The sequence below is a fragment of the Sporosarcina sp. ANT_H38 genome (assembly GCF_008369195.1).
Classification (GTDB): domain Bacteria; phylum Bacillota; class Bacilli; order Bacillales_A; family Planococcaceae; genus Sporosarcina.
The window spans coordinates 2,270,777-2,284,928 of the sequence record NZ_VOBC01000001.1 but is presented as its reverse complement, the minus strand read 5'-3'; the positions used below and the strand labels follow the sequence as shown (position 1 = coordinate 2,284,928).

Annotated in this window: 13 protein-coding genes; 11 read left to right on the top strand and 2 right to left on the bottom strand. The window is 38.7% G+C overall.

Translation table 11 applies throughout. The features are described from left to right. Positions 1 to 146 precede the first annotated feature (146 nt). The 5 genes from FQ087_RS10830 to FQ087_RS10810 all read left to right on the top strand — a co-directional run bounded on the left by FQ087_RS10830 (position 147) and on the right by FQ087_RS10810 (position 6,931). On the top strand, positions 147 to 1,235 hold the full coding sequence (locus FQ087_RS10830) for an SDR family oxidoreductase (RefSeq protein ID WP_149580452.1): 1,089 nt from the start codon (positions 147 to 149) through the stop codon (positions 1,233 to 1,235). A gap of 244 nt (positions 1,236 to 1,479) precedes the next feature. After that, entirely contained in the window at positions 1,480 to 2,235 is a 756-nt protein-coding gene (locus FQ087_RS10825; RefSeq protein WP_149580451.1) for a TerC family protein, read from the top strand. A 128-nt stretch (positions 2,236 to 2,363) separates the two neighbouring features. After that, positions 2,364 to 3,713, top strand: coding sequence for a TrkH family potassium uptake protein (locus tag FQ087_RS10820; RefSeq protein ID WP_149580450.1), 1,350 nt, complete (start codon positions 2,364 to 2,366; stop codon positions 3,711 to 3,713). A 1,244-nt stretch (positions 3,714 to 4,957) separates the two neighbouring features. Further along, complete coding sequence (locus FQ087_RS10815) at positions 4,958 to 6,391, top strand: ATP-binding protein (protein WP_188006698.1); 1,434 nt, start codon at positions 4,958 to 4,960, stop codon at positions 6,389 to 6,391. A 96-nt stretch (positions 6,392 to 6,487) separates the two neighbouring features. Beyond that, on the top strand, positions 6,488 to 6,931 hold the full coding sequence (locus tag FQ087_RS10810; protein WP_149580448.1) for a MarR family winged helix-turn-helix transcriptional regulator: 444 nt from the start codon (positions 6,488 to 6,490) through the stop codon (positions 6,929 to 6,931). Between the two features lie 198 nt (positions 6,932 to 7,129). On the opposite strand, the gene FQ087_RS10805 is transcribed toward FQ087_RS10810, so the two are convergent. Then, positions 7,130 to 7,756, bottom strand: coding sequence for a hypothetical protein (locus tag FQ087_RS10805; protein ID WP_149580447.1), 627 nt, complete (start codon positions 7,754 to 7,756; stop codon positions 7,130 to 7,132). Between the two features lie 227 nt (positions 7,757 to 7,983). Here FQ087_RS10805 and FQ087_RS10800 point away from each other — a divergent pair, with 227 nt between their 5' ends. The 6 genes from FQ087_RS10800 to FQ087_RS10775 all read left to right on the top strand — a co-directional run bounded on the left by FQ087_RS10800 (position 7,984) and on the right by FQ087_RS10775 (position 13,334). After that, the gene (locus tag FQ087_RS10800; protein WP_149580446.1) at positions 7,984 to 8,151 is read left to right on the top strand and encodes an aspartyl-phosphate phosphatase Spo0E family protein; all 168 of its coding nucleotides are present in this window, start codon (positions 7,984 to 7,986) and stop codon (positions 8,149 to 8,151) included. Between the two features lie 56 nt (positions 8,152 to 8,207). Next, the gene (locus tag FQ087_RS10795) at positions 8,208 to 9,143 is read left to right on the top strand and encodes an AAA family ATPase (RefSeq protein WP_149580445.1); all 936 of its coding nucleotides are present in this window, start codon (positions 8,208 to 8,210) and stop codon (positions 9,141 to 9,143) included. Then, positions 9,143 to 10,312 carry a DUF58 domain-containing protein gene (locus FQ087_RS10790; protein ID WP_149580444.1) on the top strand — a complete coding sequence of 390 codons (1,170 nt, stop codon included), beginning with the start codon at positions 9,143 to 9,145 and terminating at the stop codon, positions 10,310 to 10,312. Before FQ087_RS10795 ends, FQ087_RS10790 begins: the two co-directional genes overlap by 1 nt. Continuing rightward, complete coding sequence (locus tag FQ087_RS10785) at positions 10,293 to 11,540, top strand: hypothetical protein (RefSeq protein WP_149580443.1); 1,248 nt, start codon at positions 10,293 to 10,295, stop codon at positions 11,538 to 11,540. The genes FQ087_RS10790 and FQ087_RS10785 overlap by 20 nt, the downstream gene beginning before the upstream one ends. A 187-nt stretch (positions 11,541 to 11,727) precedes the next feature. Next, positions 11,728 to 12,591 carry an NAD(P)-dependent oxidoreductase gene (locus tag FQ087_RS10780; RefSeq protein ID WP_149580442.1) on the top strand — a complete coding sequence of 288 codons (864 nt, stop codon included), beginning with the start codon at positions 11,728 to 11,730 and terminating at the stop codon, positions 12,589 to 12,591. Between the two features lie 293 nt (positions 12,592 to 12,884). After that, positions 12,885 to 13,334 carry a chemotaxis protein CheW gene (locus FQ087_RS10775; RefSeq protein WP_255452296.1) on the top strand — a complete coding sequence of 150 codons (450 nt, stop codon included), beginning with the start codon at positions 12,885 to 12,887 and terminating at the stop codon, positions 13,332 to 13,334. 108 nt (positions 13,335 to 13,442) lie between these two features. On the opposite strand, the gene FQ087_RS10770 is transcribed toward FQ087_RS10775, so the two are convergent. Further along, positions 13,443 to 13,907 carry a YkyB family protein gene (locus FQ087_RS10770; RefSeq protein WP_149580440.1) on the bottom strand — a complete coding sequence of 155 codons (465 nt, stop codon included), beginning with the start codon at positions 13,905 to 13,907 and terminating at the stop codon, positions 13,443 to 13,445. Positions 13,908 to 14,152 lie beyond the last annotated feature (245 nt).

Sequence of the window (14,152 nt, the reverse complement as noted above, 5' to 3'; positions counted from 1 at the left end):
TTCGAACAGATTGTAGTGCATTTCAGGAGTGGTAGAAGTGTTATTCAATGGAATCGTTCATTCAATACGTATAACTAGTGATTAAACTGAATATTGTTTCTCATTATTAATTCTAATGCTACACTACTTGAATAAGGGGGAATTATATGAAAACTCATCTTTTTACAGGTTTTCCCGGATTCATAGCTACACAATTAATAAAAGAATTAATACGTACTGGAAAAGTGGAGAAAATTTACACTGTGGTTCAGTCAAGTCAAGTGGAGCTCGCAAAGGAAAAAGCTACGTCTATTATGAATGAGATGAATATTGCTTTTCGATTTGAAATAGTAGTCGGGGATATTACGAAACCTGGACTCGGGATGGACCAGCAGATGATTAAAGAGTTACATGAGGAAACGTTAACTATATGGCATCTTGCTGCCATATATGATCTTGCTGTGAAGGCTGCAATCGCATGGCAGGTCAATGTTGAAGGGACGAGACAAGTGGTGGAATTCGTAAGGAATCATCCTTCTATCGAGCGCTTTATGTATTTTAGCACGGCCTATGTTGCAGGGAAAAGGGAAGGGAAATTGCTTGAAACTGAATTAATTCGTCCGAATTCTTTTAAAAATCATTATGAGGAAACGAAATTTGAAGCGGAACTACTTGTGGAAGAACTGAAGAAGGAGTCCGCTGTGACAATTATTCGTCCTGGAATTGTACGTGGTCACTCTACAACAGGTGAAACTATTAAGTTTGACGGTCCATATTTTTTTATGAATATGATTGATAAATTACGATGGATGCCGATTATCCCTTATGTTGGGAAAACTAAGGCGTGTATAAATGTTGTGCCGATTGATTATATTATCAACGCTACAGTATATTTGTCTAACCATGAGGCGGCAGTCAGCCATACGGTTCACTTAACGGATCCTGCACCGCATCCGATTGAAGAAATTTACTGTGCAATGGTCGTTGAATTGACAGGGAAAAAACCTAAAGGCAGATTACCTCGGTTCCTTGCTGAAAGAGGACTCTCTTCAATTCGATTACAGCGCACACTGGGTGTCGAGGCTGAAACACTTGATTATATGATGTGGGATGCCTCTTTCGATACGACGGTTGCAGAGAGGCTTCTTGAAGGAAGCGGGATAGTATGCGCCGACTTTATTAAGTCGATACCATCTATGACAGCATTTTATGAGAAAAACAAGAAAAAAAGCGAATTTCATATAAAAATAGGGTGATTCACAATTTACTTATGAGATAATTGTGGTATAATAAATTGAAAGTACCCGAACTTAATAACTTTTGACTTTATGTCAAGGGGGAGTAGCTATAGGGAAACCTATTTCATAGTCGTCAATACATGGCTTTTGCCATCGGTTATGATAGCTGGATTTTTGTAAACTAAAATTCCGACTTAGCGAGACCTTTGCCTTTTATTAGGTGAGGGTCTCTTTTATTTGATTTAAACTAGGAGGAATTGTATTGGAAGCAATAATATTGGAATATGCATGGGTACTTCTTGTACTCATCGTACTTGAAGGATTACTAGCAGCGGATAACGCGGTTGTTATGGCGGTCATGGTAAAGCATTTACCACGTGATCAACAGCGAAAGGCACTTTTTTACGGATTATTAGGAGCGTTTGTTTTCCGTTTTGCAGCATTGTTCATGATCACATTCCTCGTGAACATCTGGCAAATACAAGCTCTTGGGGCAGCATACTTATTGTTCATTTCCGTTAAGCACATTATTGACCAGCGAAAAGGTGGGGATGCACATCCCGATGCTAAAAAAGGCAAACAATCCGGTTTTTGGATGACGGTTGTGAAAGTCGAACTTGCGGATATTGCATTTGCACTAGATTCGATGTTGGCAGCTGTTGCTCTTGCGGTAACGTTACCTAAAGTTGGTAATTTCGATATTGGTGGCATTAACGGTGGACAATTCATCGTCATGCTGTTAGGTGGTATAATTGGTTTAGTCATCATGCGATTTGCTGCACGTCATTTTGTTGTTCTTTTGCAAAAGTTCCCTTCATTGGAAACGGCGGCATTTCTTATTGTTGGATGGGTTGGTGTCAAATTGGCTGTTCTTGCACTGGCACATCCAGGCTTGGCTATCCTCGATGAATCCTTCCCACATTCAACTGGGTGGCAAGTGACATTCTGGATTGTTCTACTTGGAATTGGACTAAATGGTTACTTGTTTGGGGTTAGAAAAAGCAAGAAAAAAGCATGAATTTAGAGGCGGTCGTGCAATTGCACGACTGCTTTTTTAATATAAATCAGTTCTTTCTTTCTTTTTTCATCCGACTTCTCTAAAATAGGTAGGACACCTTATCATTGGTGAAAGGAACGGTGAACTGAATGAAATTCAATCGCGAGAATTTACGCAGGTTCACTCCTGCTCAAGTAATTGTGTTTTATTATTTTGTGGCTATTGCATTTTCGTTTTTACTGTTAAATTTGCCGGGAGTTTATCTACCTGGTGTGAAGGTGAGCTTCATTGATAGTTTGTTTACAGCCGTCAGTGCCGTCAGCGTTACCGGACTAACACCCATTAGTATTGGGAGTACTTATTCTGTTTTCGGTATTTGTATGCTTATGCTTGTGTTGCAAATTGGTGGAATTGGAATCATGTCGATCGGTACGTTTTTTTGGTTGCTCGTCAGAAAGCGAATTGGTTTACGAGAACGGCAGCTAATTATGGTCGATCATAATCAGTACAGTCTCGCTGGGGTAGTTAATCTAATTCAGGAAATCGTTAAAATTATATTTTTAATTGAAATCATTGGCGGCTTATTATTTACAGCATATATAATGCGATTCTATGACACATTTAGTGAAGCGCTCCTCAACGGAATGTTCATGTCGGTTTCCGCAACAACAAATGCCGGATTTGATATTACGGGAATGTCGCTCACGCAGTATTTCAATGATTACTTTGTTCAGACCTTGACAATGATACTTATCGTACTGGGAGCAATCGGTTTTCCTGTTCTAATTGAAGTGAAAAGTTATTTTTCGAAAAAAGTACCTAATTTCCGTTTTTCCTTATTTACCAAAATAACTACTTCTACATTCGGATTTTTACTCGTTTTTGGTACGGTCATAATCTTTATTTTGGAATCAATGAATTCTTTCAAAGGAATGGTATGGCATGAAAAAATATTTACTGCACTATTCTTTTCGGTGTCTTCAAGATCTGGAGGACTTACAACGCATGATGTAACAAAGTTCAGTGAAGCAACAGATATATTCATCAGTTCACTGATGTTCATTGGCGCTTCACCGAGTTCAGTAGGCGGTGGAATTCGGACAACTACATTTGCGGTTGCGGTCCTATTTCTAATCAACTTTGCCCGTGGTAATCAAGTCATTAATATCTTTCATCGGCAAATCAAGTTGATAGATGTTTTCCGTTCATTTGCTGTCATTATCCTTGCGCTGGCAATGGTCATGATAGCACTTATCATTCTGCTTGTGACAGAACCTGGTGTCCCGGTAGTTGCGCTGTTATTTGAAATAACTTCCGCTTTCGGAACATGCGGCATGTCACTTGGTATAACATCAGATCTTTCTGTAATTGGAAAAGTGATCATCATGCTGTTGATGTTTATTGGACGAGTTGGGCTCATTTCGTTCCTCTTTACATTAGGAGGAAAAACAAAGAAATTGAAATATCATTTTCCAAAGGAAAGGGTTATTATCGGATAATAAAAGGCTGTCCCATTTTAAATGAGGCCATTGAAAAAGTCCGCTATAAAATTCGAAATGAAAGTTTCCAATGGAAACGCTTCGGCTACCATTAATCAGGAACCTACGCTGGTTCTACCTAATTATTTAACTGAGTCACTACTAAATAATTAGTACAATAAAACGAGCCTTTCCCGATGAATTTAGGGAAAGGCTCGTTTTATTGTTGTCCAATTGAAGAGACTAATTCTAGACGGTGTCCCGATAATTTCAAATCAAGAAATGTTAAACCTCAGCACATTTATGGTGATTTACGATATGGTTGTGCAAAAAAGAAAATCAGCTCCGTCAAATCAACGTCCTTGTCGATTATTCTTTTGTGTACGAAGAGCTGAAAAATAAATAGTGTCTCGATAACGGTCGCAATGCAGTGTCACCGATTTGTATATTCAGTTCAAATAGATCTTCCAGTTAAAGCCCGAATCTAGACCAACTAGAGTTCTCCCGATAGGAGATGGGGGATTTTCTCTAGGTAATAAGTCACCTATTCTTTCATCCCGAAAAGCTTCATCACTCTGTGTGTTTATGCATTTGGAGTGGGACGGATGAAAGGCAACTATACGATTACCAAGGGATGCAACAAAGCCGCATCTCTACACATCAAGATATCTCAGTAATCGAAATAGAAGTCATTCAATCCAAAGCAATCCGAAAGCGCAATTATATAAGTAGCCGCCAGGGAATAAATAAGTTAATTACTGATTACTTTTGGTTAATCAACAGCCGTGTAATCGAATATAACGTTAAGACTCCTCCTCTATAATTTTTACTTTAGGTTTCACATTTTTACATACACTTTACTTTGGTTATTTCTTCAATGTTCAGAAATGAATACTTAAATCCATGATAACTGACATTTTTTGATATAAGTCTGATACAATGTTCATAGTTAGATCCTTTATTGTTACTTCGCAATGAAAGGACTAAACTCAGGCATGACATATTTTTTTAATAGCGTTTAGCTAGAGTTATTTGGAAATATTTCGCGTTTAATGTTGATAGAACAGGATTCTTAGCTCAATCACTGTCCTCTTTAATGTTATATCGTGGTAACCATTTTTTTATTCAGGTATAAAGGACCATTCCCGTTTTGAGGTAAATATGGAATAATTTGATTATATTAATTATTATATCATTTTGACCTTCCTGCATGAATAAGTGTCATTTTTCATATTGTTTAAAAAATGGAATGTGGGGGAATACACTTGAAATATCAAACTAAAAATGTTATGAAACACATCACATTTATATTGGATGATGCAATCAGACCAGGTGCGGTTTTTGGCCTAGAAGGCACGCTTTTATATGTGAATGACTCGTTTCACAAAGAATTCGTCAATGATGGAACAGGAAATATTAGAGAACTTTTTATTATGCCACCTACTAATCTATGGGATGACATCATTAGTGATATAAAAAAAACTGGGAACAAAACAATCGATGTGAACATTCGACTAGGTCAGAATAGAATAAGTTCTGTTAGAATGCATCTTGAGTATTTAGATGATGATCAGCAGGTGATTGCACTATTTGATGTACCGCAAAAATTTGGGGATATAGCGGAAAAAACCTATATACAAGCTTTTCGTAATTCAGACAGCTTTATGGTTGTTATGAATCGGGATGGGCTAATCTATGATGTCAATGATCAGCATAGCACGTTTTTTAACCTGCCGAAAAAATACTTTTTGGGCAAATCAGCGGAAGTAATCTTAAAATTGTTTCCTGAAGATCCAGAATCACTAATCAATTATTATAAAGATATAAACCTCTATGGGTTTGCAGAAAAAATAACCAGGTATGACAGAAGCGAGGATGGTGTAAGATATTATCAAGTTACGACATTATACGATTGCGAGACACAAGTTTATTTGGTAAGAATGAACGATCGAACTGAAGAAATGGCCATGAAAAATAGTTTGGCCCATACAAATTCATTATCGACGATTGGACAACTGGCAGCAAGTATAGCGCATGAAATCAGAAATCCAATGACGACATTGAAAGGTTTTGTTCAATTACTTAAAATTTCCGCTACTAAGGACGCTATGAAATATCTTTCCGTTATTGATGAAGAAGTAGATAGAATGGAGTCGATATTAAGCGAAATGCTAGTACTATCTAAACCAGGACAGAACGAAAGGACGACATTCTCCTTAGGGGTGCTAGTGGCAGATATGATTCAAGTTATCTATCCGAAAGCATTAATGGATGGAATTACGATTACACAAAAAGGAAATATACTTAAAGATTCATTGATTAACGGCGATTCTGATAAAATTAAACAAGTTCTTCTCAATTTATTCAAAAATGGAATAGAAGCGATGACTCCTGGTGGGAATCTTTCTGTTTTTGTAAGTCTCGACAGTCCTGGAAAAGTTGTTTTAGGGATTTCAGATAATGGTAAAGGAATGGATACTGAACAAGTAAAACAAATTTTCATTCCATTTTTCACTACCAAGTCAGATGGGTCTGGACTAGGATTGCCATTTGTTTTGAAGTATATCGAAGAACATGGAGGAACGATTACGGTCGAGAGTGAAGTTGACATTGGAACAACCTTTATCGTAACATTGCCATCGGCGATTAGACATGACTCGGCAACAGATACAACTAAAAAAAGAGTTCATTCTCCGTAATTAACGTATCGATTCGTCTTCTTGGTCTTTTGACATGAAGGCGTGTTTGCCGTTATAATGAGGGCACTATTGAGCGGAATATAGAAGGGGCACTGCATAATGACAAAAGATACAGAACGGGCACTGAAATTATTTATCGTTCTTTCAAGAGCGAGCAAAGTAATTTTGGAAGAAGCGCATAAACCGAGTGAAAAGCATGGACTTAATCCGACTGAATTTGCCGTGCTTGAATTGCTTCATCATAGGGGAAGACAACCTATACAGAAAATTGGGCAGAAAATCTTACTTCGTAGTGGTTCGATGACCTACGTTGTCGATAAACTTGAAAAAAGAGGGCTATTAGAACGAGTTTTTTGTGAAGAGGATAAGCGGATTACATATATGTCAATTACCCCTGCTGGAGTTAGTTTAATGACTTCGATATTCCCGGAACATGCGGTTAATATCGAATCTCTTATGTCTTCTCTCGCTCCCGAGGAACAAGATCAGGCAATTGTATTATTGCGGAAATTAGGTCTATCGGTAAAGAACTTATCATGAAACGCAGTAACTCGTCTAACGAGTGCTGCGTTTTTTAAAAAAGATAAGAAGGTATAATTATTTCGACATGGAATTGCTTCTAGGTTTCAGTGCCTAGCCTTTCGAGTCACTTCGGTCCTTAAGTTAAAGGGGCTTGCGCTTTTCTACAAAGACTAAAAAGAGCCTAACGGAAACCGTTAGGCTCTTTTTAGTCTTTCATTATCTAGCAACGATTGTTTCGCTCATACGAAGAAATTGTTCAAAATACTCTTCTTCTGGAGTGTCATAGATTGTAAGTCTAACAACCATATTGTCGCGTTCAAAAATAATTCCCGTAATAGATGAGGATTCAGCTTTTATGGTTAGAGCTTTTGCGTTTTCAATTCCTTCTGCAATAGGGATTGACTTCTCATCAATCACTTCAATTGGCGCGCTGCCGTCTCCTGATGCTTCAAGTACAGCAATCATGTTATCGGCTAAATGGTCATATGTACCGTTTTCTTTAGTTACCGTTTCAATACGCATAAACACTGATTCATTGTTTACAGGTATTAGACTGTCCTTACCTGGTTCTTCACTTGTTAATGTATAGTCAGGAAGAACAGAAATAGCATAACCTTGTTCGTCACTTTCTGTCAGTTCCGCATTCTGCAGGTTGTTTTCTTGATTGGTATCAACTTCTGTATCCGTTTCTTTATCTCCAGTCACTGTGTCTTTTTCTACATTTTCAACAACCTCTGTAGATCCGTTATTACTTTCTGTGTCCTCATCGGGACTCGTACCACAGGCGGTAAGTAATAAAGTGGTCGCGATTGCTGCGTATAAAAGATTCCATCTGCTTTTCATCGTAAATCCCTCCTTGATTATAGTTGACGTTCGTGACAACTGAATGTTTCACTAATTGCCTTTTTTTCGCAATCTTATATAGTGTGCCTTAAAAGTAGTATAACGTAAAGTCTTTTCCATTGCTGATAGTTTGATTTGTCGCAATATGTCGCAAATTAATTCCCTTTTTATGAGAATAGACCTGTATAATATATAGTTAACTATGTTCAATCCATGGGGGGATTATCTTGGAGTGGAATTTAGAAGAGAAAATTGAATTATTACGTATAGAGATGATGAATGTGGCGAATAAAAAAGGACTGACTGCTGATGAAACGATAGGGGCTAGCAGAAAGCTTGATAATCTGATGGATCAGTACGAAGAGCTAAAAAAAAAGCTGATAGTGAATGTGTGAAGTGTCCTTTTTGGATGAAAGTATATAGTGAAAATTTGAAAACTGGAGGAGTTTAATTGACTACTATACAGAAATTTAAAACTGAATTGAATAAAGCAATTATCGGGAGGGAAAAAGAATTCGATTTTATGCTTATTGCTCTATTACAACAGGGACATGTGTTACTTGAGAGTGTGCCGGGGTCAGGAAAGACGATGATGGCGAAAAGTTTTGCAAACGCATTTCGAGGTGCATTTGGAAGGGTTCAATTCACGCCAGATGTACTTCCATCCGATGTGACGGGGATTCGTTATTTCAATCCACAAACGCAGGAATTCATTTTGAAGGCAGGGCCAGTTTCCACAAATATTTTACTTGCAGATGAAATTAACCGGGCAACACCACGGACACAGTCGAGTCTGCTTGAATCGATGGAGGAAAAACAAGTTACGATTGATGGAGAAACGATAAAACTACCTACACCTTTTATGGTCATTGCAACACAAAATCCGATTGAGTCACAACAAGGAACTTTCCCTCTTCCGGCTGCACAACTCGACCGTTTCCTGTTTAAGTTGAATATTGGTTATCCATCGTTCGAAGAAGAGCATCTCATATTAAAGCAATACGGAAAAAATCCGGGTGCTATTACTACATCATCAGTCATCGGACCGGCAGAAGTGGCAAATTGGTCAAGAGAAGCAGGGGAAGTAGTTGTACATGAAGATATAGAACGATATATATTAAAAATCGTTCGTGCAACGAGAGAACACACCTTTTTGGAACTTGGACTTAGTTCACGTGCTACGCTGGCAATATTTCGAGCGACAAAAGCGCATGCTTTTATTTCTGGCAGAAGCTATGCAACCCCGGATGACGTGAAAAAAATAATTGGACCAGCGGCTTTGCATCGCCTAGAATTGTCGACAGAAGGAATGTTAACAAAAGACCTTGCAGATGTGTTGAAAGACATAGTCAATTCTATCCCGGTGCCAATAGAGGCATTCGTTTAATGAAATGGATACGTTATGAAGAAGGATTTAAACCGATTTATACAGGGATGGGGATTACGCTAGTTTTTTTCTTGTTTGCGCTCATTTACTCCTTGATTTTACCGGCAGCCTGTTTCGCGGCTGTCTTCGCCATGTTTTCGTTTCAAAACATTTACTATTCTAAAGTTGGTAAGGATTTGAAACTCTTACCAACGCGAAGTCGCAGTCGATTTCTTATTGGAACGGTAAATGAGGTTTTATTTGAATTTGAAAATGGGAAAATACCAATTTGGAACGGGACATTAACATTATCAATTGAGGATTCTGTCTTACCTGTAGTCGATAATCATCACCATTTCAGTGGTATTTTCGATTTCTCAGTACCTTTTGCAATTGGTAGCGGTGAAAAAGTGAGAATTTCAATACCGTTGGAAGGTCGTAAACGTGGCTTATCCAGAATAACACGAATGACAATTGAAGTTCCACATATTTTTGGAGAAGGGTCGGTCTTGATGGAGTTGGCGGAACCGATTAAACAGGAAAGTCTGGTTTATCCAAAAATAACCCCATTAATTGGAAAACTTCAACCGTCTCCGTTTAGGCCGGGGGAAGTAGATCAGCGACATTCACTTTTCCATGATAAATTTCAGCCTGTCGGGACAAGGGATTATGTCCCAACAGACCGATTCGATCAAATTCATTGGACAGCAAGCGCGCGGATGCAGAAATTACAAACAAAAGAGTATCTGCCAGTTACTGAGCAGTCGATTCTTTTCGTTATGAATGCAATTGAAAAACCACGTTCGCCTCAGGACTTTGACTTGAAAATAGAACGGCTCGCTTCTTATGCAGATTATTGTACGCGAAATGCCATTCCCTTTTCGGTTGTGATAAATATCCATACGTTCGGTGCAACGCCCTATATGTACTTGCCGACAGGAATAGGCAAAACTCAGTATCAAAAGACGCTCGAAATGCTTGCGGTTTTGTCGGATAAAAATGCTAAACTGCCATTTGAAAATGTACTGCAGAAGGTTGAGTCCAAAGGTGTTTTACCTCCTACCATTGTACTCATTACACATGAACCTGAACGTTACAGTCCATTCGTTAAAAGATGGTCAAAGCACAATACAGTTGAACTGGATTGTTTCTATGAGGGGGCGGCGATAAATGGATCAGGGACAGACTGAAAGAAACAGGATCCGATTAATAAGCTCGGAAAGAACCGTTCTTGAGCTGTTTTTACTCGTCTATCTATTCCTTTTTATAACGATAGATTCGGTTGTAGGCTCGCATTATCTATGGCTCTTACTATCCACAGGGATGGGTATAATTACGTATTTGTTGTTTTCTAAGGTTGAATATTCCCTAGGTATCGGCATACTACTAGCCGCGCTGTTAGCGACTCCATTCTATTTTAACGGTCTACCGTTAGTAGTTGTGTTTATGCTATTTGTTTATTCGTTTTGGCGGTTGCAGGTGAATTTTGGTGAGACAAAAGGAGAAGGCTGGCCGTATCTTGTACTGAATACAATTTTCTTTACAGTCTTTTACTTCATTTTAAAACTCTTCTTTGTCAATGCGAATGCAGACGAACTGATGAGTGTACAAGTTGTTCTGTATCTTTTGACGACTGTCATCTACTTTATCATCCGCTTCATAGTGATAGGGGTAATAGGCTGGCAACTTCGTAATTTTAATCTAGTAGATATGGGGAAAATATTTGCTGCGATCTTAGGTCTGGGCTTCATCACATATATAGCTGTATCTTTTCTGATGCATCCATTCAGGTCAGCGGTCATTGCCATAGTCGGATTTTTATTTAGCGGGCTGTTCATACTGTTTGGAAAAGGTGTCACTCCTTTACTAGACTGGTATAATGCGAAATTGGATGAAGCAAGGGCGAGGCAGCTCGAGCAGGCCGAGGTAGAATCTTCTTACATCGATTTCAGTATGCAGGATGGAACGCGAATTTTTGGAGCAACGTTTTCCCATAACGAATTATTCATCATGCTTGGAATATCTATAACTATACTAGTTTCATTTATTTTAATCGCAAGGAGAAGAAAGAAAGGACGGCTGTTGGACAAAGATCTTGGCAATACATTCCTTTCAACTGGGAGAACAAAGAAAAAGAAGGAGAAGCAGCTTGTTTATGATTATTCCGATGCTTTTGATGTTGTCAGAACAGCATATAAGAAATTTGAGGAAGAAGCGCAGTATTCGAAAGTACCGCGTTTAGAGGGAGAAACGGTGAAGGAGTGGTTTTCCAGAATGAATTGGGGCCACAATGAAGTATTATTCAACACATACGACAAGGTAAGGTATGGTTCTCATTCTGTCACTGAGGAAGAAGGAAGCCATTTTGTAGATGAGCTCGATAAAATCAGACATAATAATTTTAAAAACAATGTTTAAAAGATAAGGAAAAAGGGGAAATTAGGATAGAACACAGCAACATTCTCATTTCCCCCTTTTGAGGACGGAGCCCTAATACAGGGTCCCGTCCTCCTTTTTTTGTTCAAAATCAGAAATGAATGATGGAATAATACAATTTCTTTGGTAGGATATAAGGTAATACGAATTTTAAATAGGGGGAATTGAGATGGAAATCAAAAAAATAGCGTTTATTGGAACAGGGGTTATGGGTGCTAGCGTCGTTAAACACCTTTTAGACAGTAATCATGAAGTGACTGTATATACTCGTACAAAAGAAAAAGCGAGGTCTCTTATTGAAGCTGGTGCTGCGTGGGGGGATACAGTGGGTGCAACTGTGAAGGATGCAGAACTAATTTTCACAATGGTAGGTTATCCGGTAGATGTCGAAGAAATCTATTTTGGAGAGGGAGGTATTTTTTCAATAGGTAAGGCAGGTCAAATTCTTATTGATATGACAACATCTAGCCCAGCACTGGCTGTACAGATTGCGAATGCCGCGGATGAGTTACAGATGGCGGCGATTGACGCGCCCGTTTCTGGAGGAGACATTGGGGCGAAGAATGGGACGTTGTCAATTATGTGCGGCGGCAAGGAAGAAATATTTAATGCGATTACACCGATTCTGTCAATATTCGGAAATCAAATTGTTTATCAAGGATTGGCAGGTTCAGGTCAGCACGCGAAAATGTGTAACCAAATTGCTATTGCGATGAATATGATCGGTGTTTGCGAATCACTAACGTATGCTGAAAAAGCGGGACTGGATCCTGAAATCGTATTGAAATCTATTTCATCGGGAGCAGCGGGCTCGTGGTCATTATCGAATTTAGCACCACGGATGTTGAATGGGGATTTTGAACCAGGTTTTTATGTTAAGCATTTCTTGAAAGATATAAACATTGCGCTGACAGAAGCTGAGGCAATGCAACTATCACTTCCCGGTTTGCGGCTTGCGCGTGAAATGTATGAGCAGCTCGTTGAAAAAGGATTTGGAGAGAAAGGGACACAAGTCCTGTATAAAAATTATTAATAAACCTAAATAGTTATAGAAATATGCCGAAAATAGTAATAAGTGTTCAATTAATTTGATTTTATCCAGTGCCAGTTGTTGCTATAAATCAAAGTACCTAAGTTGTGTTAGTGACTGGCACCCGGTTTCGTATGTGTGAGTCCAGTGTAGGCGTGATACATAGGTAGCCAAAGCGGCTTGAGGTGAGTGGTATCCCCTAAGCACCAAAAGGTATTCGATGGAATCATTCATTCAACATATTTAAGAGAGTAAGTTCTAATTATTAAAACGTAGGAGTTGAGCTGGTGAATACAATGAAAGCAGATCTAGTAACTTATGAGGTTTTTGAATTTGTAGAGTTTCAGGTCGGAAAAAGTAATTTTGGAATTGGCATTCAGAATGTGCGTGAAATAATTCAACCTGTTCCAGTAACTGTATTGCCACATGCTCACCCGTACATTGAAGGAATCATTCAACTAAGGGGAGAAGTGCTTCCTGTCATCGATCTGAGGAAAGTAACAGGAAATACAGATATTAATGATGGTGATGAGACAAAATATATCGTCGCGGAATTTGACGGGACGACAGTTGTTCTAGATGTGACAGCAGTCACTCAAATTCAACGGATCAATTTCTCGGATATTGAACCTGCCTCTGATATGTACACGGGCGAAAAAGTGCCTGTTTCAGGGATTATCAAGCGAGATGACGGAATGATTCTTCTCGTTGACTTTGAAAAAGTAATTTCGGAACAAATCAAGTAATAGAAGAAAAAAGGGCTATTCTAAATGGGAAATTGCGTGAACTGCCCTATTTTCAAAGATAAGACAACCATTAAAAATATTGCCTGGAACAGTGCCCAGGCGATTATCTCATTTTCCATCCAAATAAGATGAACGGAAACTTTGTGTACTTTGAATGCTGTGAATAGACTTTTTGAGTGTAGTTTTTTTCTTCGCAGGTACTTTCTGGTGGACAGGACCCACATAATTGGTGAGAAGCTCGCGCGCAGTTTTCAAGCTCATCCGTTCTTGCGGGTTGCGAGAAGTTGGATCTTGTTGTCCGAGGTGTGGAAGTGAATTGAAGTCTTCTTTTTCCGGGATTGTATGAAAGAGGAATTCGTCACATCGGACGAGGACTGTGGAATGCTGCTTACTAAATTTTGGATTATCGACAAAATGCAATCCGATTTTTTCTGCGGTACCCAAGCTAAGAAGTTTGTCTATCGCCATTTTCTTTAAAGCGTAGAGCTGTTTGTTATCAGGTGCTGTTTTTGCATGACGATTTACCGTATAGATGGCAATTGCTAATTGACGGATGGAATGTTTGTTTTTCAAAATAGGCCTCCCTCGTTGAAAGATTGAATGATTACATATGTTTCGATAATACCAAGAACGAAAGAATTGTACAACTTCCCCAGAAAATGTTTTTGGGGAAATGTACTGTTTTTTCACGAAATAAGACTATTTCGCAATATGTTATTGCTCATACTTGTATTGAGATATAATTTCTAGGTATTGGTGCAATCTATTCATATCAAGTTTAAATACGTATGTAAAGTATTTGGACGGCCAGCGCATAC